This is a genomic window from Nocardia sp. KT25-26, assembly GCF_056627695.1.
This window is the reverse complement of sequence record NZ_CM152813.1, coordinates 3,376,442-3,397,663: the sequence shown is the minus strand read 5'-3', so window position 1 is coordinate 3,397,663 and position 21,222 is coordinate 3,376,442. Positions and strand designations below refer to the sequence as shown.

Sequence of the window (21,222 nt, the reverse complement as noted above, 5' to 3'; positions counted from 1 at the left end):
AGCAGGTCGCCCGGCTGTCGTTCCGGGTCCGGCGGGACCGCGGTCAGAACTGTTCGAGAACCTTACGCATCACTTCTTCTGCCACCTCGGGATTCTCGGCCCTGACCTCGATGGTCGGCATCCGTTCGGCCATTGCCTCGTTGACCGGGTCGATCGGTTCCCCCAGCAGCGCGAAGTAGCGGACATCCGCCCCGGCCGATTGTCCGTGCCGATACACTTCGTGGCCGGTGTCTTCGAGGGCCTGCTCGCCCCCGTCTCCACGCGTATCGTCTGCCGTGTATCCGTACTCGACGTAGACACTGACATCTTGGTAATCGAACCCGCAGTTGACGAGTTGTCCCTGGAAGTCGGGTTCTGCCAGGTCACCCAGCGCGTGCGTCACGGCGCACGGATCCGCACCGCTCAACACGGTCACCGGGGTCGCCTCGGAGGTTCCGTGCGGTGGCTCCTTCACGAATTCGGTGCGCGCCGCGGAGAGCAGGTCCTGCCCGATCTCGCACGGATCATGGCCGGCCGGCGTGGTCACTTCCAGGACAAGTTTCACCGACGCGGGATACCATGCCTCCACCCCGCAGGAGGGTGATCCCAGCATTTCGTCGTAGTCCTCGACGAGAAGGATCCCATCGCGCTCCTCGATTGCGCCATGGCCATCGGTCGGCTGTTGACCGGGCTCGGCCATTTCGAGGCGGGCGAAGACCATCACATCCTCCCCGGTGTCCCCGCCGGGCCAGTCGGCGCCACACTGACTGTTCCGCACGAACGTCAGTTCGGCCTCCGTGTCGTATTCGTCGAGCGCCGGCTGCGGCAGCAATGCGCAGGGGTCGATCGCCAGCACCCGGCGCACCACTTCCGCCTGTTCGGCATCGGTGGACGGGACGGTCAACCAGTACTCGTCCACCGCCGATTCCCGACCGCCGGGGGTGTCACCGCCGCTGTCGCAGCCGGTCAGCGTTCCCACACCCAGCGCGAGCGCGAGCGGTACCACCGAGAGCGACCGCCACCACCTTCCGCGCTGAGCCCCCGCCGAATCGACCCGGTCGACAAGTGCATACCCCGGACTCCCCGCGAACTCCATAGTCTGATCCCTCATCGGCTGACAACGTCGGCTGCCATGGTCGGCGAAACCCCTTACCGAAACCTTATGGTCGGTGGAACAGTGCCGAACCACGCGCGGTTCAGTCCAGGCAGAATTCGTTGCCTTCGGGGTCGGTCAGCACGATGTGACCGAAGCTCATCGGGGGCTGCGGCTCGTGCCGCTCGACCCGCGTGGCGCCCAGCGCGACCAGGCGATCGCATTCGGCTTCCAGTGCGGCCATGCGTTCGGCGCCCTGCAGGCCGGGAGCGGCGCGGATGTCGAGATGGATACGGTTCTTGGCGACCTTGTCCTCGGGGACCTGCTGGAAGAACAGCCGCGGACCGTAGCCTTCCGGGTCCTCGATCGCCGACCGGGTGTTGCGCTGCTCCGGCGGCACGCCCAGTCGCGCGAGGAACTCGTCCCAGGCGGGGAGCGGATCGGCGCCTGCGGGCAGTTCCACCCCGGGTGGCGCGGGATGGATATAGCCCAGGACATCACGCCAGAAGATGGACAGGGCGCGTGGATCGTGGGCGTCGACGGTGATCTGGACTGTGCGGCTCATCGTGCGGTTCCTCCGTTCATCGGTGACGCAGCCACCGTGTCATCGTCAGCGGTCAGATTGTGTCCGCAATAGGTAGCGATCGATGAACCGGCGCAGAATGAGCTGCGGTGCGGTGATCGCTTCCCGATGTCCGCTGGCGATGAGGCCGGCGGCCTCGTCGGGATGGAAGTAGCCGGCGTTCTTGTAGATCTCGATGCGCAGTGCCAGGCCGTGACTGTCCAGCTCGGGATGGAACTGGGTGGCGTACACGTTCGTGCCGGTCCGGATCATCTGGACCGGGCACAGCACCGAGGTCGCCAGCAGGGTGGCCCCTGGCGGGACCGCCTGGCAGGCCTCCTTGTGCCCGACGAAGGCACGGAAGGTGCCCGGCAGACCCTGCACCAGAGGATCGTGGTGGGCATGTTCGGTCAGCTCGATGGTCTGGGCGCCGACCGGTTCCCCGTAATGCTCCGTACCGACGTGACCGCCGAGCGCATCACCCAGAATCCCCAGCCCGTAGCAGGCACCCAGATAGGGGAAGTCCCGGTCCACGATCTCGATCAGCAGCTTCTTCAACTCGGGTTCGAACAGCTGCTGATACGGGTACTTCCGCTCGAACGGGCTGCTGACGTTGCTCGGACCGCCGCCCACCAGCACCGCGGCGTAATCGTCGAGATCGACGACCGGCAGCTCCCGGTTCATCTCGATCCGCACGACCTCGCCGGGCGCGAGATCACCGGCCTGCAGAACGGCCCGATACTCCTGATCGGCAGCCGCCTGTTCCGGCCGCAGCTGCAACAGCAGGACGGGTTTGGCCATAGCAGGCATTGTCGCACCGCTGCATCCTCGGCGTCCCACACCCGGCCGCCCAGAATGTCCGGCGCCCGTCGTTCACCATCGTCTCCTCCGACGTCGCCGTGCCCGGGCCGCTGCCGAGCTCCCGACCGGTCGGGCGCCGGGTGCGGGGCCCGCAGCGGTGCGGGCGGCCGCCGGTGCGGCCTGATGGGTGGCCAAGGCTGCGATCACCATCAGCGGAACGGCGACCGCTCCGATCGCAGTCACACTGGGGGTACCGCCGTAGGCTGTGAAGGACGACAGTGCGCTCTCCGGGGTAGTGATCGCAGCAGAGATCGGGGCGCCGAACATTCTGGCGTCGAGAAACGACTGCACCTCGCCGACCCCGAATATGTAGTTCGGCGTATTCGCGTTGGCCTCGGCGGTCATCCCGAGTCGGCCGAATCCGGTACCGGTTCGGTCGAACGATCGCAGGACGTGGAAGAGCCCGAGGAACACCGGCGCCTGGATCAGCATCGGCAAGCAGCCCATGAGTGGGTTGAAATCGTGTTCGGTCTGCAGCTTCCGTATCTCGAGGGCCTGCCGGCGGCGGTCGTCGGGGTATCGACGCCGGACAGCCTCGATCTGTGGTCGGAGTGCCTGCATTCGACGGGTGGTTCTCGCCTGGGAAATCGCCGGTTGCACCAGGAGCACTCGGACGGTGAAGACGAGGAAGACAACGGCCAGGACCCACGCGAGCCCGTTGTCGGGTCCGAACGCGGCCCCGAACACCTTGTGCCAGAACCACAGGACCGCGGACACGGGAAAATATACGAAATCGAGCACGGGAGCACCTCTTCGCAGCACATCGCGGGTGTGGGCGATGTGCGAATGGGATGCACGCACAGTCGTCTCGAACGAGACACCGGGCGTGTGATGGAAGGAGTAGGCGAAGACGCCCCGGCGGATCCCCGAGAAGGGGTTACGCCGCGGCCGGTACCTGTCCCGGAGCTCGAGGACGGCGTGGACGTCCGGGGGTGCTCGGGAAGCTCTGACGTCGAAAGGCGCCACGTAGGCGCATTTCCGCACCATGTCGGCGGATCAGGTGCTTGTGTCGCGCTCGTGCAGGATGTGGGCGATTTGCGTGCGGGATCGGATGCCCAGCTTCGGGAAGGCGTTGTGCAGGTGGTAGCCCACGGTTCTCGGGCTCAGGAACAATTGCGCGCCGATATCGCGGTTGGTGGCGCCGGTGGCGGCCAGGCGCACCACCTGCAATTCCTGTGGTGTCAGGCGGACCAGCGCCGGTCGCGCCGATTGTTCGGGTGTCCGGCCGGCCGCCCGTAGCTCCGCGTTCGCCCGGTCGGCCCATGGCGTCGCGCCGAGCCGCCCGAAGGTCTGTGCCGCGGCGAGTAGCGGTTCGCGGGATTCGGCCCGCCGGCGATCCCGGCGCAGCCATTCACCGTGGAGCAGTTGGGTGCGGGCGCGGGCGAACGGACGTGGCCGCCCGGCCCGGCTTTCTTCCTCGTGCAGGTGCAGCGCGGTGGCGAAATGTGTGCTGCGTTCGCCGGCGTCGGTGGCGAGTAGGGCACGGCATCGAGCTACCACCGGCCGCGCCCAGAGCGGGTCGTGCTCGGCGGCCCAGTGGGTGAACCGCCGGAACTGTGCTTCTGCGAGTTCGGGCCGGCCCGCGCGGTCGGCCGCCTCCACCAGATCCGGTGTCCGCACGATGGCGACCAGCGGATGCACAGCTGCGGTGGCACCGGGACCGAGCAGGTGGGGGAGCGCTTCGGTGGGCCGGCCATTGCCGAGTTCCAGGAGCCCGAGCGCCCAGTGCGCGACCGATGCGGACGGGGCGATTCCGCGTGGCTCGGCGTGGCCGATACAGCGGGCCACGTTTTCCCGGCAGGAATCGGCGTTCCCGGCCACGGCATCGAGCCAGGCGAGCACCGCGCGGAAATGGCAGGCACGGTTGTCCTGGCCGAGCACGGTGGCCAGTTCGAGCCCTTCGGTCGCGTTCGCCCTCGCGAAATGGTGACGGTCGTCGAGGAATTCGACCGAGACGAGCAGCTGCAGCGCCAGCGGAAGCCACCCGGCCCGGCCGGTTGCCCGGCACAGTTCGACCGCAGCCGTGGCCGATTCCTCGGCGAGCGCATGCGCTCCGAGCATGGTGGCCGCCACTGCGGCGAGGACGGCATCGAACGGATCCGCCGATGCCCGATAGGCATCGAACGATTGTCGCGACCGGTGGACCCGTTCCCGTGCCGACCGGTTCCCGCCCACGATGTCGCCGAGCGCGAGCACGGTGTCAGCGCGCGAGCGGACCGCACTGTCCGCGGGAATCCGGAGGGTCGCCAGGGCAGCAGTGGCTTCCGAAACATGTGTGAGGTGATTGGCGAACCACGCATTCCGAACAGCGTCGACGAGCAGGTCGGCGGCGATCTCGGGATGGTCGGCAGCAATCGTCGCGGCACCGTCCATCAGGTGGCGGTGCATGGATGCCGGTGCGCCGCTGTCGAACACCGTCCGCGCCCGCAGGTGCCGGATCCTGGCCCGCAACACCGGTCCGATGTCGCCGGCATCTGCTTTGTCCAGTAGCGACTCGGCATGTCCGGTAGTGCCTGCGGCGGCCGCTGCTCCGGCGGCGTGAACGAACCGGTGGGCTCGGTCCTCGGCGGATTCGGTCAACCATGCGGCCCGTTCGAAGACGACTGCCGCGGTGGCCGGCGCCCCACGGCGCAGTGCCCGTTCCGCGCTGCCGGCGAGCTCGGCCGCGATATCGGGATCGGGCCCGATCGCGCATGCGGCCCGATGCCACACTGCGCGATCCGGGTCGGAGCGGTGTGCCTGTGCCAATGCGGCATGTACGGTGCGGCGTTCGGTGAACGCCTGCCGATACACCGCCGCCCGGGCGAGCGGATGACGGAATTGCACGCGTGGCCCGGCGGGCCCGTCGGTGACATCGACGATGCCGGCGGCCTCAGCGGGACCCAGCGCGGTGCTCGGCACGCCCAGGTCCGCGGCCGCCCGCAACACGACGTGTAGTTCGCCGTCATCGTCCGCGGCGGCGATCAGCAGGAGGCGGCGGGTGTGTTCCGGCAGATCGTGGATCTGTTCGGTGTAGGTGCGGTGCAGCCGTTGCGGCAGTGGGAGCGGACCGAACAGCGGTTCTCGCCCGGTGCGCTGGGCCGGGGACAGTGCGTCGGGCAGTGCGGTGAGTGCCAACGGATTTCCGGCTGCGGCGGCCAGCACGCGTTGCCGGACCTCCGCGGACAGTTCGGGGTGGTGTTCGGCGAGCAGGGCCGCCGCGGCCGGAGCCGCCACACCGTCGATCCGCAGCGTGGGGAGGTCGATGAAGCTGTGATCGTCGTCGCGGACCGCGATCAGCAGCACTATCGGTTCGGCCATGACCCGCACGGCGACGAACCGGAGGGCATCGATCGTTGCCCGGTCCAGCCATTGCGCATCGTCGGCCAGGCAGACGATCGGACGGTCCTCTGCCGCGTCGGCGAGCAGGGTCAGCGTCGCGAGTGCGACCAGCAGCCGGTCCACGGCGCCGGCGTGGGCGAGGCCGAACGCGCCCTGCAACGCCTCGGCCTGCGGCGCCGGCAGCGCCTCGATGCGATCGAGGATCGGGCGCAGCAGGTGATGCAGTCCGGCATAGGGGAACTCGGCGTGGCTGTGCACGCCGTGACAGCGCAGCACCGTCGCGTCGCCGGCCAGGGACTCGGCTCGTTGCAGCAGCACCGATTTCCCGGCCCCGGCGGCGCCGCACAGCACCAGCGCACCGCTCGTACCGGCCGCTCCGGCGGCCAAGAGCTGTTCGATGGTGTGTAGTTCCTCGTCGCGGCCGTACAGCATGACCGCACCGTACTGATTTCCCGGCGGGCCCGCCGGGGCCGGTCAGCCCGGATGCTGCTCGAGTGCCTCGAACGCCTGCCACACCTTTCCCGCGCCGAGTTCGCTCATCAACCGCAACAGTGCCCGCACGGTCTCCGGTCCGACACCCACCGTGCGCGCACTGTCGAGGTGGGCCCGGAACGGGGGCCCCAGCGTTTGCTGCAGCACATCGACCGCGAGGTTCAGCAGGGCACGCTCGCGGGCGGTGAGCAGCGGCCGGGAGGACCGGGCAGATTCCTGTCCGGCCAGCCATCGGGAGAACTCGGCATCCACACCGGTCGGTGCGGGTGGTGTTGCGGCCGGTGTGACGGCCGCCGTTGCGTCGGCGGTCTCGTTGTCGGCGGACGGCAGTTCCGAGAGCCGGACGAAGGCCTGAACGACCGCCGGATAGCCGGCGAACGGTGCGATATGGCGCAGCACCTCGCGCAGTTCGGGCCAGGCGGCGCCGTTGCGGCGGGCGACGAGTACATGCAACTCGAACGGCAGGCCGAGATGGCCGTGGCAGACGTCGTTCACGATCCAGACGAACGCCTTCTCCCGCATCGACAGGCCGGGCAGTGCCATGGCGTATTCGCCGGCGGCGACGGCCATCGGCCCGAAGTCGGCGTCGAGTGCGGCCACGCGTTCGGTCGGAAGTTCCGGTGTCATCGTGATCACCGCCCGGCGCCGGCGGGCGCGGTGGTCGGCAGTTCCAGCATGCGGATGAACATGGCGTCCATGGCGCGGTCGGGCAGTATCCGTACCAGGGTGGTGAGGAGTTTCGCCCGGCCACCGGCCGGGTACCGGGTCTTCGGATGTGCAGCCGTGATCGCTCGGACCACGGCCCGGGCGACGACTTCCGGTTCGCTGCCCTGGCGTTCGTGGCCGGCGGCGATGCGGTCGATCACCCCGGTGAACGCCGCCTCGTAGTCGGCGCGGCCGGCCGGGCCGAACGACTCCGCCACGGCGGCACGGCCGTTGGCGACGAGTTTGCCCGGTGCGTTGCTCTTGGTGGCGCCCGGTTCGACAATGGACACCCGAATACCCCACGGCCGCAACTCCATGCGCAGGGCGTCGGTGACCGAGACCAGGCCGTGTTTGCTCGCCGTGATCGGGCCCAGGAAGGGGAGGGTGATCCGGCCGCCCTCGGAGCCGACGTTCACCAAGCGGCCGCGGCTGCGCTTGAGCAGCGGCAGGAACGCCTGCGTGACGGCGAGCTGGCCGACCAGATTGACCTCGAGGTGGCGACGGAACTCGTCGAGCGGAACCAGCTCCATCGGCCAGGGCGCCCCGATGCCGGCATTGTTCACCAGCCCGGTGAGTGTCCCACCGGTGGCGGTGGCGACCCGGTCGGCTGCGTCCCGGATCAGGTCCGGATCGGTGACATCGATCGGCACCGGAGTGATGCCGGCGTGTGCCGGCGCGTCGGTGGTGCGGCGGACGCCGGCGAAGACCCGATATCCGCGGTCTGAGAGGGCCAGTGCGGCGGCGCGGCCGATCCCGCTCGATGCCCCGGTGATCATCACGGTCGGAGGATGTTGCGTCGAAGTTGTCATATCCGAAACGTAGATCTGCGGCCGTTTCCGCGGATCTGTCGAATGACCGGGATCGCCGACCTGGTCGCGGCCGCCCCGGCGGTGCGACGCGCACCGGGTCGGGTGCCGCGGTGACGGGCAGGCGCGGCGAGCACTGTCGGTGAGGTCCGCCGCGCCCGGTCGCGTGCATGTCATGCGGCGCTGAGCGTCTGGATGACATCGTTGATCCACTGCAGTAGCGACTCGATCACACCCGGCATGGCGGTACCCTCCTTCCTCGGATCGACGTTCCGTGACGCCCCGATTGTCGGTGCGCGCCGGTGGTTGTGTTAAGAGGGCAGGGATCCGCTATTTCCTTGGGCTGTACCGTGATTCAGCAGCGCACTACAATGTCGGGCGGTCCATCCGGCAACCGGGTCACTGGGACGCGGGGTGCGGTGCGCGGCTGGACGACGCCGCACGGGTCCTTTCCCATCCGAGGGCGCGGTCGACGCTGAGCCCATAGGCGCGCACCGGCGCAAGGGCCAGCACCATGGCGAGGGATGCGGCACTGAACACCGACGCGTTGAGCGGCGCCTCGGGGCCGGTGGCGAAAAGCATGGACACGCCGAAAACCAGCAGCATTCCGGCACTCAGTACGGCAGCAATGCGACTTCCGAGTCCCAGGAGCAGGGCGAGGCCGAGGACGACCTCGCACACGGTCGCGGTCCAGCCGGCAGCATCGACGAAGCCGCCCGAGAGGTAGGGCGCAAGGTCGTGCACATAGCCGAGAAAGGCATCGAACTCGCCCCAGGCCACCTGGCCCGTCCCGGGCTCACCCCACAGGCCGAACCGGTCGGCGACAGCCGACAGGAATCCGATGCCGAGTGCGAATCGGGCGAACAGTGCCACGGCGGTCCACAGTCGAGCGCCTTCGCCCGCGGCCTGCAGTCGTCTGTGCAGGGTGTCGAGTGTATTCATGGGTCATCCCTCCGGATGTCGATCGGGTGTTTCAGGCCTCGTCGTAGACCACGTGATACCGCCGCGTGTACCTGTTCAGGGCAGCCGGCTGTAGTCGTCCGCCCGAACTCACCTCGGCGCGATGTTCGACGATGGCTTCCACCACGCATTCCCAGCCGCCAGGCGACGAGATCTGAACCACGCGCGGCGGCGGTGCCGACGCGGGGCGCAAGGCATGCGGAACCCCGTGCGGTAGCAAGACGAACTGCCCGGGCCCGACGGTGTGGACCCGGTCGTCGAAGTCGACGTCCAGTGCACCCTCGAGGACGTAGACCCCTTCGTCGGCGACATGGTGAATATGTCGCGGGATCGGCTGGGCGACCCCGACTTCCAGGGCCGAGAACAGCCCGTCGGTGTCCTCGCTGCGGGCTTTGATGCCGAACGCCGGCGGTACCGGAACCCGGCCGGGCCGGGCCCCGCCCGCCGTGAGAAGGTAGAAGCGATCGGGGTCACCCCAGTCGTCGGGCCCGCCGTCGCCCAGGTGGTACCGCATCCCGTGTGGGGCGCCGATCCGGTTGGCTCGTTCCCAATTGCGGTTGGCGGACCACTCGCCGCCCTCGCCGGCGGCGGCGACATCTTCCAGATAGCGCTCCCAGCCACCCGGTGCCGACAGTTGCAGCGCATGAACCGGTGACCCGGCGCCACCGGGACTGCGCATGGCATGGGTCACGCCGCGCGGCACCAGAAAACACATGCCGCGGGTGACGCGGTACGTCCGGTCCTGGAAGTCGAGGTCCAGTGCACCGTCGACGACGTAGACGAATTCGTCGAACGTGTCGTGGACATGCGCGGGGATGGAGCCTGCGCTGCGGTTCTCCATGAGGGTGAATCGGCCTTGCGTGTCCTCGGCACCGGCCTTGACCGAGGTCCACCCGGGTAGTGGAACGCGGGTCGGGCGGGTGGCTCCCGGGTCGAGCAGGTAGAAGCGGTCCTTCGACATGACATCCTCCAAACGGAAGCGGATTCCGGTTCCGATAGTCTGCCCGGCTCGCCAGACGGAAGTCAATGGGGATCGGGACGGTGATCGACGGCCGGGTCGAGGTTCAGGGGGGTGCCGGGTGCTGCGGTAACATCCGGACCTGCCCGACCCCAGCCGACCCAGGAGCCGTAGTGCCGACGTCATCGCGCCCGCTCCGTGCCGATGCCGGCCGCAATCGTGCCCGGGTGCTGGCGGCCGCCGGTGCATTGTTCGACGAACGCGGCGGTGCGGTGCAGATGGCCGACATCGCGGCCCGGGCCGGGGTCGGGGTCGGGACGGTCTACCGGCATTTCGCGACCCGGCGGGCCCTGGTCGAAGCCGTCGCCGAAGCGCGCTTCGCTGGCATACTCGAGTTCGCGCGTACGGAGTGCACGAACGCCCCGACCGGCCTGGCAGGGGTGCGGCGACTCCTCGACCACATCGGCCGGGTCCACGAAACCGGGCGTGCACTGTCCGGCCTCATCGAATCGACCCTGGGGGACACCGCCCCCCGCGACCCCCTGGCCCAGGACCTCGCGGACGTGGTCGACACATTGCTCGAGCAGGGCCGCAGCGACGGGTCGCTGCGCCCCGACATCACCTACGGGGACCTGTACATGGTCGTCGGGGCGCTCGCGACGGTCACCCGGGCCGAACTGGGGGACCGGCACCGATTCATCGAGATCGCGCTCACCGGACTCATCCCGCGAGATCCGGTGGATGCGCCGTGAGCGGGTGCCGGTAGGCGCGGTTGCGGCTCAGCCGCCGACGTACTGTGCCAGGTGCTCCCCGGTGAGTGTCGACCCATCGGCGACCAGATCGGCCGGGGTGCCCTCGAAGACGACCCGGCCGCCGTCGTGCCCGGCACCGGGCCCCAGGTCGATGATCCAGTCCGCGTGTGCCATCACCGCCTGATGGTGTTCGATGACGATCACCGACTTGCCGGACTCGACGAGCCGGTCGAGCAGGGCCAGCAGCTGCTCGACATCGGCGAGATGCAAGCCGGTGGTCGGCTCGTCGAGGATGTAGACCCCGCCCTTCTCGGCCATCCGGGTCGCCAGCTTGAGCCGCTGGCGTTCACCGCCGGACAGGGTGGTCAGCGGCTGGCCGAGGGTGAGATAGCCGAGGCCCACATCGGCGAGCCGGTCCAGGATCTTGTGCGCCGCCGGAGTACGTGCCGCACCGTTGCCGAAGAAGTCCTCGGCCTCGGCCACCGACATGGCCAGCACCTCGCTGATGTCGCGGCCGCCGAGCTTGTACTCCAGCACCGCCGCCTGGTAGCGCTTGCCCTCGCACTCCTCGCAGACGGTGGCGACGGTATCCATCACGCCGAGGTCGGTGTACACCACGCCCGCACCGTTGCACGCCGGGCAGGCGCCTTCGGAGTTGGCGCTGAACAACGCCGGCTTCACCCCGTTCGCCTTCGCGAACGCCTTGCGGATCGGGTCGAGCAGGCCGGTGTAAGTGGCCGGGTTGGAGCGGCGGGACCCCTTGATCGCGGTCTGGTCGACGACGATCACCTCGTCGCGCCGGGCCAGATTGCCGTGGATCAGTGAACTCTTCCCGGATCCGGCGACACCGGTGATCACGGTCAGTACACCGGTCGGAATATCGACGTCGACACCCCGGAGGTTGTTCTGCCGGGCGCCGCGGATCTCCAGCGCCCCGGTGGGGGTTCGGACCGTATCCTTCAACGCGGCGCGGTCGTCGAGATGCCGCCCGGTCACGGTGTCGCTGTTCCGCAGCCCGTCGACGGTGCCCTCGAAACACACCGTCCCGCCCTCGGTGCCCGCTCCGGGTCCGAGATCGACGATGTGGTCGGCGATCGCGATGGCCTCGGGTTTGTGTTCGACCACCAGCACGGTGTTGCCCTTGTCCCGCAACCGGAGCAGCAGGTTGTTCATCCGCTGGATGTCGTGCGGGTGCAAGCCGATAGTCGGTTCGTCGAACACATACGTGACGTCGGTGAGTGCGGACCCGAGGTGTCGGATCATCTTGGTGCGCTGGGCTTCACCACCGGACAGCGTGCCGGCCGGCCGGTCCAGCGAGAGGTAGCCGAGCCCGATCTCCACGAACGAGTCCAGCAGATGCCGCAGATTGTCCAGCAGCGGCGCCACCGACGGCTCGTCGAGGCCGCCGACCCAGTCGGCGAGGTCGGTGATCTGCATCGCGCAGGCATCGGCGATGCTGACGCCGTCGATCTTCGACGACCGGGCGGCCTCGCTGAGCCGGGTGCCGTCGCATTCCGGGCAGGGGGCGAAGGTGATCGCGCGGTCCACGAAGGCCCGGATGTGCGGCTGCATCGCCTCCCGGTCCTTGGCCAGCATCGACTTCTGGATCTTCGGGATCAGACCCTCGTAGGTGACGTTGACGCCTTCCACCTTGATCCGGGTCGCCTCCTTGTACAGGAGGGCGTCGAGTTCCTTCTTCGTGTACTTGCGGATCGGCTTGTCCGGGTCGAGGAAACCGGAACCCATGAAGATCCGCCCGTACCAGCCGTCCATGCTGTAGCCGGGGATGGTCAGCGCGCCCTCGCGAAGCGATTTGCTGTCGTCGTACAGCTGGGTCAGGTCGAAATCGGAGACCGAACCCCGGCCTTCACAGCGCGGGCACATGCCGCCGGTGATGTTGAAGGTACGCCGCTCCTTCACCTTGCGGCCGTCCTTCTCGACGGTGACCGCGCCCGCCCCGCTGAGCGACGCGACATTGAACGAATACGCCTGCGGCGAACCGATATGCGGCTGCCCGAGCCGGCTGAACAGGATGCGCAGCAGGGTGTTGGCGTCGGTGGCGGTGCCGACGGTGGAGCGGACATTGGCGCCCATCCGCTCCTGGTCGACGAGGATCGCGGTGGTCAGCCCTTCCAGCACGTCGACGTCGGGACGGGACATGCTGGGCATGAACCCCTGGACGAATGCGCTGTAGGTCTCGTTGATCATCCGCTGCGATTCCGCCGCGATCGTGGCGAACACCAGCGAGCTCTTCCCGGATCCCGAAACGCCGGTGAACACCGTCAATCGGCGTTTCGGGATCTGCACACTGACATCACGGAGGTTGTTCTCTCGTGCGCCGTGTACGCGGATCAGATCGTGACTGTCGGCGACCTGCCGGGTCGTGGGCTGTCCGTCCGTCACCGTGGCCGTCGGCATCGTGTCTTCTCTCCTTCTCGCGACCCCGTCGCAGTACTGTCGGTGCAGGTCAGAGCTGGTCGATCCGGACCATATTGCCGGCCGGGTCGCGGAATGCGCAGTCGCGCACCCCCCAGGGCTGATCGGTCGGTTCCTGGACGACCTCGGCGCCGGAGGCCTGCACCTTGTCGAAGGTACCGGCCAGGTCGGGGGTGGACAGGATGATCATTCCGTAGGTGCCCTTGGCCATCATCTCGGCGATCGTGCGCCGTTCGTCCTCGGTGATGCCCGGGTCGGCGAACGGCGGCGTCAGCACGATGGATGTACCGGGCTGACCGGGCGGGCCGACGGTGATCCAGCGCATGGTGCCGTCGCCGACGTCCTTGCGGACCTCGAAGCCCAGCGCGTCGCGGTAGAAGGCCAGGGACGCGTCCGGGTCCGTGTGCGGGAGGAATGTCGAATGAATGGTGAGTTCCATGCCGATCACGCTAATTGCCCGCTGCTCGGCCGCGCTTCTCGATTCCTGACCGGTCTGGCCACCCGCTTCGCCACGCATGGGGGCATGCCCTCTTCGGGATGGGATTCCTGGTTGCGGTAGGCGCTGGGCGACATGCCGACCAGTTCGCTGAACCGGGTGCTGAACGTGCCGAGCGAGGAGCAGCCGACCGCGAAACACACCTCGGTGACGCCGAGGTCGCCGCGCTGCAGCAACGCCTTGGCGCGTTCGATGCGCCGGGTCATCAGATAGCTGTACGGGGATTCGCCGTAGGCGGCCCGGAATTGCCGGCTGAGGTGGCCGGCGGACATGTGCACGCCACGGGCGAGGGCCTCGACATCGAGGGGTTGCGCATATTCGCGATCGATTCGGTCGCGGACCTTACGCAACAGTGCGAGGTCGCGCAGATGCTGGTCCTCGGGTTTGCTGCTCACCTGCTAGATCGTCCCACATCTGCGGGTGGGAGCGTCGCAGCGACGGCTGCCCGCAGTTTCACGGCCTTGTGGTCGCGGTCACAGCGGCGGATCATCACCGGTGGGCCGGTATCGCCCGGATTGCGCAACACATCTGCTCGAGGAGTTCTCATGGTCAGCAAGCTTGCTCAGGTCGCCGCCGCAGGCGCGGTGGCGCTGTCCGTCGGTGCAGTCGGGGCCGGCGCCGCGTCGGCAGCCCCCGCCACACCGGAGGTCACCCCGGTATACGGCTCGGTTTCGGTCTGTCTGCACCTCCCGCTGGGGCCGCTGGGCATCAGTATCTGTATCTGAGTCCCCACCGGGCCGGGGGAGTAGCCGGTGTCGCCGACATCGATTCCGGCAATGCGATCACCGAAGCGGTCGAACCATGGCAGCCTTCCAACTGGAACACGTATCACTTTCAGTCGGGAAGCAGGGCAGGGGATCGATGCGCAGATTCGACGGCAAGGTCGCGTTCATCACCGGGGTGGCGCGTGGTCAGGGCCGCGCCGAGGCCGTGCGGTTCGCCCAGGAGGGCGCGGACATCATCGGCGTGGACGTCTGTACCGACTTCGCAAGTACTCCGTATCCCGGCGCCACCGAGGACGACCTCGCCGAAACCGTCCGGCTGGTGGAGAAGACCGGGCAGCAGATCGTCGCCGGCACCGCCGACACCCGGGACTTCGACGCAGTGCATGCCGCCTTGACCGCCGGTATCGACCGGCTCGGCCGCCTCGATGTGGTGGTCGCCAATGCCGGCATCTGTTCACCGGCCCGGTCCTGGGAGATCACCGCGGAACAGTGGCGTGAAACCCTGGATGTGAACCTCACCGGCACGTTCCACACCGCGAAGGCCGCGATCCCGTACCTGATCGAGCAGGGCGAGGGTGGCGCCATGGTGTTCACCAGCTCGATCGCCGGCCTGAAGGGCATGCCGTTCGTCGGGCACTACGTCGCGAGCAAACACGGTGTCACCGGCCTCGCCGCGACCATGGCGAACGAACTGGGTGAGTATCGGATCCGGGTCAATACCGTACATCCCGCGGGAGTGGCGACCGGAATGGACATGAGCGCCATCGGGTCGCTGCTCGCCGAGGGGGCGACGACCGTGGCCCCGATCTACATGAACACCCTGCCCGAGGTGATCACTCAGGCCGAGGACATCGCCGCCGCCGTGGCCTGGCTGTGCTCGGACGAGGCCCGGCACCTCACAGGTGCCCGGATCCCGGTCGATATGGGCAATCTGATCCGCTGAGGCGGCGCGCGCCGGCAGAACTTACTGTGAAGTAATATCGGTGGATGACTTCGCAGGTGACGGTGCGGTTCGACGATGATCGCGCGTATGTGACGCTGAACCGGCCGGACAAGCACAACGGCCTCACCATCGGGATGCTGCGCGAGTTGATCGACGCAGCGCATCGGGTCGCCCGGCACCGGGATGTCCGGGCGGTGATCCTGTCCGGGAACGGCCCCAGTTTCAGCAGCGGGCTCGATATCGCCGCGGCCACCGGGAATCCGCTGACCGTCGTCCGGAACTTCCTCCCGATCCCGTGGCGCGGCACCAACACTTTCCAGGAGGCGTGCTGGGCGTGGCGCCGTCTCGAGGTGCCGGTGATCGCCGCGGTACACGGGAACTGTTTCGGCGCCGGACTGCAACTCGCGCTCGCCGCCGATATCCGCTTCGCCACCCCGGATGCCGAGTTCTCGGTGATGGAGGCACGCCACGGACTGGTGCCGGATATGACCGGCACCGCCACCCTGTCGCGGTTGATCGGTGCGGACCGGGCCATGCTGCTGGCCATGACGGCCGAGACCGTGGCTGCCGCCCAGGCGGAACGGTTCGGCCTGGTCACCGAGATCAGCGACGACCCGGTCGCCGCTGCCGAAGACCTCGCCGCCCGCATTGCGGCTCGTTCGCCGCACGCCGTCGCCGGCGTGAAACGACTGTTCGACCGCACCTGGCAGTCTTCCGCGCGGCGCGCCTTCGCCGTGGAGCGCGCCACCCAACTGCCCCTGCTGGTGCGCGCCGCGCTGGGTGGTGAACGTTCCGGCCACTGACCTGACTCCGCTGCTCGACCTCGTCTGTCGGCCGGTCGGGTGCCGTCGCGCCCGGCAGCGCAGGTCGGGAAGTCTGCTCGGCTGCCGCACACGGCCTCGGCAAGTCGGCCCCGCCGCGCGGGTTCAGGCGCCGATTGCTGCCGCGAGATGTGGCCAGGACTCCCGCAGGTCGGTTTCGAATTGGCCCCAGGTGTGTGCGCCGGTGGGGCGGGCGATGTGGATCGGGGCGAGACCTGCGGCGGTGAGATGGTGGGCGAAGGCGGAGGTGCACACCCCCGCGATCGCCTCGACCGGCGGCATCGGCAGGCCACCGCGGTCGATGGGTCCGGGAATGCCGGTGGCGGCGGAGAGGAAGATCGTCTTACCGGCGAGCCGGCCGGTGTGCAGATACGGGTCGTGGGACCGCCACACCTCGCCGCCGGGGGCGCCCCACATATTGCCGGGGTTGCCGCCGCCACGCAGCACCTGGGCACTGACCAGTGCGATCCCGGCCGGGTCGGACGACCACGGACAGCCGCTGTAGGCCGCGACCGCGCTGTACCGGTGGGGTGCTCGGATGGCCAGATCGATGGCCGCCCCAGCGCTCATCGAGACACCGGCGATCGCATTGCTCCCGGTGCCGCCGAACCTCGCGTCGAGCACCGGTGGCAGCTCCTCGGTGAGGTGGGTCGCCCACCGCTGGCGGCCCTGGATCGGGTCGTCGGCGATCCAATCGGTGTACAGGCTGAACGCACCGCCGATCGGCATCACGACGTTGACGTTCTTGTCGGCGAAGAACCGGCGGATTCCGGTGCTGTCCCACCAGGAGATCCCGTCTTCCCCGCCCCCGGCACCGGTCAGCAGGTAGAGGGTGGGAGCGGATCCACCGGCTGCCCGGAGAACGCGGTGCGAGATGACGCGGTCCATGGCGGGGGAGTAGACGTCGACGCGCTCGGCCCGGTCGCCGATCGGTGTCGCCGCGACGATCTCGGTACCCGGGGGCGCGGCCGCCGCCGAACCGGCGGACAGCGGGAGCACGCCGAGGGCGCAGACGAGTGCGGTCAGCAGCTTCGGGACGGTCACCTGTCAGTTGTACCCACTGGCGGGGCTCGATCGGGCGACCATGTTCGGTGTGTCCACTGGCCGGTCACGGGCCTTGCCCACCGTCCTGTTAGCGTGGGTAACGTTCCCTTGGTCGACGAAGAGAAGGGTGCGGGCGCCGTGGTTTCGTTCTTCACCAGGCAGGGCGACTGTTTCACGGCCACCGAGATCGCGGTCAGCCGGTGGTCGCCGACGCAGTTGGCCGGCACCGCAGTCTGCGGATTGCTGGCCCGTGAACTGGAAGGTCACCGGCCGAACGACGGATTCGTGCCGGCGCGACTGTCGGTGGAGCTGTTCCAGCCGGTACTGACCGAGCCGATCTCGTTGAAGAGTGAGGTGGTGCGGGCCGGAAATCGGGTGCACGTCGCGGACGCCTGGATCGTGCAGGAGGGCCGGATCCGGGTCCGGGCCTCGGTGCTGTATCTGGCCGTCGGGGAGCAGCCGCCCGGCACGGTGTGGCAGGAAATGGCGCCGCTGCCGGTACCGGAACAGCGCCTCGACGACCCCGCGGGCTCGCCGCCCTGGTTCAAATGCGGCGACGCCGAATGGTCCGGTGACTTCGCGGCCGCCCAGAACTCCGAACGCAAAGCGATCTGGCAGAACGTGCCCGCACTGGTGGCCGACGAGCCGCTCACCCCGTTCCAGCGCGCCGCATTCACCGGCGATGCCACCAACCTGGTCTGCAACTGGGGTGACGCCGGAATCGGCTACATCAACAGCGATATGACCCTCACCCTGTCCCGCCTGCCGATCGGCCCGGAACTGGGCCTGCAAGCGGACAGCCACATCGCCACCGCCGGAATCGCCGTCGCCACCGCCACCCTCTATGACCGCACCGGCCCCCTCGGCACATGTGTGGCGACCGGCGTCTCCAACGCCCGCCGCCAGGTGGACCTGGCCGCGAATCGCCCGCCGACCGCCCTCTGACCCGCCGCCGAGGCTTCCACTACCGGGTCGGCGCCGCTGCGTCGCCTGCCGGGGCGTCGTGGTGAATCCCGGCCGCAAATCGCACTGTGCGTACAGATCCGGACCCGGCCGGCGACCGCCCGTTGACAGCGTTCGATGTCGCCGGCCCCACCGGAGCAGGCCCTTTTCTCGCCCTACCGCTTCTGGAGGTGGAGGGCGATGTCGATGAGTTGGTCTTCTTGACCGCCGACCAGGTTGCGGCGGCCTGCCTCGACCAGCATCTCCGCGGCGGAAACGTTGTAGCGAGCCGCCTGGCGTTCGGCGTGTTTGAGGAAACTCGAATACACGCCCGCATAACCCATCATCATCGACTGGCGGTCCAGCAGGCACTCCTGCGGCATCGCGGGGCGGACCACGTCCTCGGCGGCATCAGCGATCGCGAAGAAATCGATACCGGTCCTGACCCCGAGCTTGTCACACACCCCGACCAGCGCCTCGACCGGAGTGTTCCCCGCACCGGCACCGAAACGACGAGCCGAACCATCGATCTGGGTCGCACCCGCCCGGATCGCATACACCGAATTCGCCACCGCCAGATCCAAATTCTCGTGACCGTGGAACCCGACCTGCGCGTCCTCACCGAGCTCGGCGACCACCGCCGCCACCCGATCCGACACCTGCTCGAGCACCAACGCACCCGCCGAATCCACGATATACACACACTGACACCCCGCATCCGCCATGATCCGGGCCTGCTTCGCCAGCACCTCCGGCGGCTGAGTATGCGACATCATCAAGAACCCGACCGTCTCCAACCCCAGCTCCCGAGCCAGACCGAAATGCTGAATCGACACATCGGCCTCGGTGCAATGCGTCGCGATCCGGCAGATCGACGCACCATTGTCCCGGGACACCACGATGTCTTCCTTCACCCCGACACCGGGCAACATCAACACCGCGATCTTCGCGTTCTTCGCCGTCTCCGCGGCAATGGTGACCAACTCCTGCTCCGGAGTCCTGGAAAACCCGTAATTGAACGACGACCCACCCAAACCATCACCATGGGTGACCTCGATGACCGGCACCCCGGCCCCATCGAGCGCAGACACGATGTCACGCACCTCGGCCCCGGTGAACTGATGACGCTTATGATGCGACCCGTCCCGCAGACAGGTATCGGTGACACGAATATCGAGATCGGCTGAATAACTCATGATCGAAAACTCCTGATCGGCAAGAGGTATGAGGGGCGTCCTCGGACCGGAGCCCTATACGCGGGCGGCGAGGATCTGACCGGCCAGGGTCTCCCCGACCCGGGTTGCAGCGGCGGTCATGATGTCGAGGTTGCCCGCATACGGCGGCAGGAAGTCACCCGCACCTTCGACCTCGACGAAGATCGACACCTTCGCCAGACCACCGGACACCACCGACGGATCATCGAACTGCGGCTCGTTCAACAACCGATACCCCGGCACATACTGCTGAATATCGGCCACCATCCGATGCACCGAATCGACGATCGCGTCCCGATCCGCATCCTCGGGAATCGCACAGAAAATCGTGTCCCGCATAATCATCGGCGGCTCCGCCGGATTCAGAATGATGATCGCCTTACCCCGATCCGCCCCACCGATCGTCTCCACACCCCGACTCGTCGTCTTCGTGAACTCATCGATATTCGCCCGCGTCCCCGGCCCCGCCGACACCGACGCCACCGACGCCACGATCTCGGCATACGACACCGGCACCACCCGCGACACCGCCGCCACCATCGGAATGGTGGCCTGCCCACCACAGGTGATCATGTTGACGTTCATCGCGTCCACATTCGCGTTCAGATTCACCGGCGGCACCACCGCCGGGCCGACGGCGGCCGGGGTGAGATCGACGGCCCGGATCCCGGCTTCCTCGTACTTGGGCGCAGCGTCCCGGTGCACATAGGCCGAAGTCGCCTCGAACACCAGATCCGGCTTCTCCGACTGGTTCAGCAGCCAGTCGACGCCTTCGTGCGAGGTCTCCAGGCCGAGTCCGCGGGCCCGCTTCAATCCTTCGCTCTCGGGATCGATCCCGATCATCCAGCGTGGTTCGATCGTTTCCGACCGCAGCAGCTTGTACAGCAGGTCGGTGCTGATATTGCCGGATCCGACGATCGCGGCGGTAACGGTCCCAGTCGACACGACAGGCCTCCTAATCGAATTGCAAACGGACGGAGCCGAGCCCGGTGAACTCGGCACAGAAGTCATCACCCGGACGCGCATCGATCGCCCGAGTACACGAACCCGGCAACACGATGTCACCGGCCTTCAACCGAACCCCGAAACCCGCCACCTTGCGCGCCAACCACGCCACCGCAATCAACGGATCCCCCAACACCGCATCACTACGCCCCTCCGCGATCACCGCACCATTACGAGTCAACACCGCATCGATACCCGTGACATCCACATCCCCCGGCGCCACCCGCCCGGCCCCCAACACGAACCCCGCCGACGACGCATTATCGGCAATCGTGTCGCACAACCCGATCCGCCAATCCTCGATCCGCGAATCGATCAACTCGATCGCCGGCGCATACGCCACCGTCGCCGCCAGCACATCGGCCTCGGTACATCCGGCACCCGGCAGATCCGCACCCAACACGAAACCCACCTCCACCTCCACCCGAGGCAACAGATACCGCGACGTATCGACCGGAACGTCCTCCCGGACCTCCATATCCGCCAGCAAATGCCCGTAATCGGGCTCGTCGACACCCATCATCTCCTGCATCGCCTTCGACGACAGCCCCACCTTGTGACCGACGACCCTCGCACCTGCCGCCACCCGGCGGCGAATATTGTGCAGCTGGATCTCGTAGGCATCGACGACATCGATTTCCGGGCACCGGGCCGTGAGCGGGTCGATCGCGACACGGTCGCGTTCGGCGCGATCGAGTTCTTCGGCGAGCTCGAGACGTTGCGGATCGGACAGCACGCTCAGTTCCTTTCTCCGGGTCGGCGCGGCCGGAGCTGCTCACCGCGCAACGACGCCCAGCATCGTGTGCCGGGAGCCCGGCGACGGGGCGCCGTCCCGCTGGATGGACCGGGAAACCCGAATCACCTGCATTCACCGGCCGATGGTGCTACGCAAACCTCCGTGACATCCCGTCCAGTGGACGGATCGTCACCGGTCGCGCAGCGGGCCGGAGCCCTCGGCGGTGAGCGAGCCGCGATGCCGGCTCGCCTGGGCAGGATCGGCGCAACGATCGTCTCGTGGCTTTGCGCCGCAGAGGTCAGGCCCCGCTCCGGAACCTCCGAACGGACCCAACATCGGGCGGTCGTTGCCAGCGGGCGGCGGCAGGCGCA

General features: G+C 68.0%; 20 protein-coding genes and 1 pseudogene. 5 read left to right on the top strand and 16 right to left on the bottom strand.

The annotated features are described in order from the left end of the window. Window positions 1–43: 43 nt before the first annotated feature. The 9 genes and pseudogenes from AC1HFH_RS15500 to AC1HFH_RS15460 all read right to left on the bottom strand — a co-directional run bounded on the left by AC1HFH_RS15500 (window position 44) and on the right by AC1HFH_RS15460 (window position 9,740). Complete coding sequence (locus tag AC1HFH_RS15500) at window positions 44–985, bottom strand: hypothetical protein (protein ID WP_480243483.1); 942 nt, start codon at window positions 983–985, stop codon at window positions 44–46. A gap of 190 nt (window positions 986–1,175) precedes the next feature. Next, on the bottom strand, window positions 1,176–1,637 hold the full coding sequence (locus AC1HFH_RS15495) for a VOC family protein (protein ID WP_480243482.1): 462 nt from the start codon (window positions 1,635–1,637) through the stop codon (window positions 1,176–1,178). A 45-nt stretch (window positions 1,638–1,682) separates the two neighbouring features. After that, window positions 1,683–2,435, bottom strand: a complete 753-nt coding sequence (locus tag AC1HFH_RS15490; protein WP_480243481.1) for a glutamine amidotransferase — start codon at window positions 2,433–2,435, stop codon at window positions 1,683–1,685. A 126-nt stretch (window positions 2,436–2,561) separates the two neighbouring features. Continuing rightward, window positions 2,562–3,236: pseudogene (yidC, locus tag AC1HFH_RS15485) on the bottom strand (membrane protein insertase YidC); the annotation flags it as partial. 255 nt (window positions 3,237–3,491) lie between these two features. Continuing rightward, window positions 3,492–6,248, bottom strand: a complete 2,757-nt coding sequence (locus AC1HFH_RS15480) for a helix-turn-helix transcriptional regulator (RefSeq protein WP_480243480.1) — start codon at window positions 6,246–6,248, stop codon at window positions 3,492–3,494. A 42-nt stretch (window positions 6,249–6,290) separates the two neighbouring features. Next, window positions 6,291–6,935: a carboxymuconolactone decarboxylase family protein gene (locus AC1HFH_RS15475; protein WP_480243479.1), complete on the bottom strand. Its 645-nt coding sequence runs from the start codon at window positions 6,933–6,935 to the stop codon at window positions 6,291–6,293. A 5-nt stretch (window positions 6,936–6,940) separates the two neighbouring features. Further along, window positions 6,941–7,822 carry an SDR family oxidoreductase gene (locus AC1HFH_RS15470; protein WP_480243478.1) on the bottom strand — a complete coding sequence of 294 codons (882 nt, stop codon included), beginning with the start codon at window positions 7,820–7,822 and terminating at the stop codon, window positions 6,941–6,943. 396 nt (window positions 7,823–8,218) lie between these two features. Next, window positions 8,219–8,761, bottom strand: a complete 543-nt coding sequence (locus AC1HFH_RS15465; protein ID WP_480243477.1) for a hypothetical protein — start codon at window positions 8,759–8,761, stop codon at window positions 8,219–8,221. A 31-nt stretch (window positions 8,762–8,792) separates the two neighbouring features. Further along, window positions 8,793–9,740, bottom strand: coding sequence for a cupin domain-containing protein (locus AC1HFH_RS15460; protein WP_480243476.1), 948 nt, complete (start codon window positions 9,738–9,740; stop codon window positions 8,793–8,795). Between the two features lie 170 nt (window positions 9,741–9,910). Here AC1HFH_RS15460 and AC1HFH_RS15455 point away from each other — a divergent pair, with 170 nt between their 5' ends. Then, complete coding sequence (locus AC1HFH_RS15455) at window positions 9,911–10,489, top strand: TetR/AcrR family transcriptional regulator (RefSeq protein WP_480243475.1); 579 nt, start codon at window positions 9,911–9,913, stop codon at window positions 10,487–10,489. 27 nt (window positions 10,490–10,516) lie between these two features. Here AC1HFH_RS15455 and AC1HFH_RS15450 read toward each other — a convergent pair whose 3' ends face one another. The 3 genes from AC1HFH_RS15450 to AC1HFH_RS15440 are packed head-to-tail and all read right to left on the bottom strand — an operon-like array spanning window position 10,517 to window position 13,816. Then, the gene (locus AC1HFH_RS15450) at window positions 10,517–12,907 is read right to left on the bottom strand and encodes an ATP-binding cassette domain-containing protein (RefSeq protein ID WP_480243474.1); all 2,391 of its coding nucleotides are present in this window, start codon (window positions 12,905–12,907) and stop codon (window positions 10,517–10,519) included. A gap of 49 nt (window positions 12,908–12,956) precedes the next feature. After that, on the bottom strand, window positions 12,957–13,364 hold the full coding sequence (locus tag AC1HFH_RS15445; protein ID WP_480243473.1) for a VOC family protein: 408 nt from the start codon (window positions 13,362–13,364) through the stop codon (window positions 12,957–12,959). Window positions 13,365–13,369: 5 nt separating this feature from the next. Next, window positions 13,370–13,816, bottom strand: a complete 447-nt coding sequence (locus tag AC1HFH_RS15440) for a helix-turn-helix transcriptional regulator (RefSeq protein WP_480243472.1) — start codon at window positions 13,814–13,816, stop codon at window positions 13,370–13,372. A 150-nt stretch (window positions 13,817–13,966) separates the two neighbouring features. Here AC1HFH_RS15440 and AC1HFH_RS15435 point away from each other — a divergent pair, with 150 nt between their 5' ends. The 3 genes from AC1HFH_RS15435 to AC1HFH_RS15425 all read left to right on the top strand — a co-directional run bounded on the left by AC1HFH_RS15435 (window position 13,967) and on the right by AC1HFH_RS15425 (window position 15,892). Continuing rightward, window positions 13,967–14,146: a hypothetical protein gene (locus tag AC1HFH_RS15435; protein ID WP_480243471.1), complete on the top strand. Its 180-nt coding sequence runs from the start codon at window positions 13,967–13,969 to the stop codon at window positions 14,144–14,146. Window positions 14,147–14,282: 136 nt separating this feature from the next. Next, window positions 14,283–15,089 (top strand): mycofactocin-coupled SDR family oxidoreductase, encoded by an 807-nt coding sequence (locus AC1HFH_RS15430; protein ID WP_480243470.1) that lies wholly within the window; start codon window positions 14,283–14,285, stop codon window positions 15,087–15,089. Between the two features lie 44 nt (window positions 15,090–15,133). Next, the gene (locus AC1HFH_RS15425; RefSeq protein WP_480243469.1) at window positions 15,134–15,892 is read left to right on the top strand and encodes a crotonase/enoyl-CoA hydratase family protein; all 759 of its coding nucleotides are present in this window, start codon (window positions 15,134–15,136) and stop codon (window positions 15,890–15,892) included. Window positions 15,893–16,015: 123 nt separating this feature from the next. On the opposite strand, the gene AC1HFH_RS15420 is transcribed toward AC1HFH_RS15425, so the two are convergent. Continuing rightward, window positions 16,016–16,954: an alpha/beta hydrolase gene (locus tag AC1HFH_RS15420; RefSeq protein WP_480243468.1), complete on the bottom strand. Its 939-nt coding sequence runs from the start codon at window positions 16,952–16,954 to the stop codon at window positions 16,016–16,018. A gap of 93 nt (window positions 16,955–17,047) precedes the next feature. On the opposite strand from AC1HFH_RS15420, the gene AC1HFH_RS15415 reads away from it, so the two are divergent. Next, window positions 17,048–17,899, top strand: a complete 852-nt coding sequence (locus AC1HFH_RS15415) for an acyl-CoA thioesterase domain-containing protein (RefSeq protein WP_480243467.1) — start codon at window positions 17,048–17,050, stop codon at window positions 17,897–17,899. A 173-nt stretch (window positions 17,900–18,072) separates the two neighbouring features. Here AC1HFH_RS15415 and dmpG read toward each other — a convergent pair whose 3' ends face one another. From dmpG to AC1HFH_RS15400, 3 genes are read right to left on the bottom strand one after another with little or no spacing between them, the layout of a single operon-like run. Then, window positions 18,073–19,092, bottom strand: coding sequence for a 4-hydroxy-2-oxovalerate aldolase (dmpG, locus tag AC1HFH_RS15410; RefSeq protein ID WP_480243466.1), 1,020 nt, complete (start codon window positions 19,090–19,092; stop codon window positions 18,073–18,075). Window positions 19,093–19,146: 54 nt separating this feature from the next. After that, on the bottom strand, window positions 19,147–20,055 hold the full coding sequence (locus AC1HFH_RS15405; RefSeq protein ID WP_480243465.1) for an acetaldehyde dehydrogenase (acetylating): 909 nt from the start codon (window positions 20,053–20,055) through the stop codon (window positions 19,147–19,149). Window positions 20,056–20,065: 10 nt separating this feature from the next. Then, window positions 20,066–20,851 (bottom strand): 2-keto-4-pentenoate hydratase, encoded by a 786-nt coding sequence (locus AC1HFH_RS15400; RefSeq protein WP_480243464.1) that lies wholly within the window; start codon window positions 20,849–20,851, stop codon window positions 20,066–20,068. Window positions 20,852–21,222 lie beyond the last annotated feature (371 nt).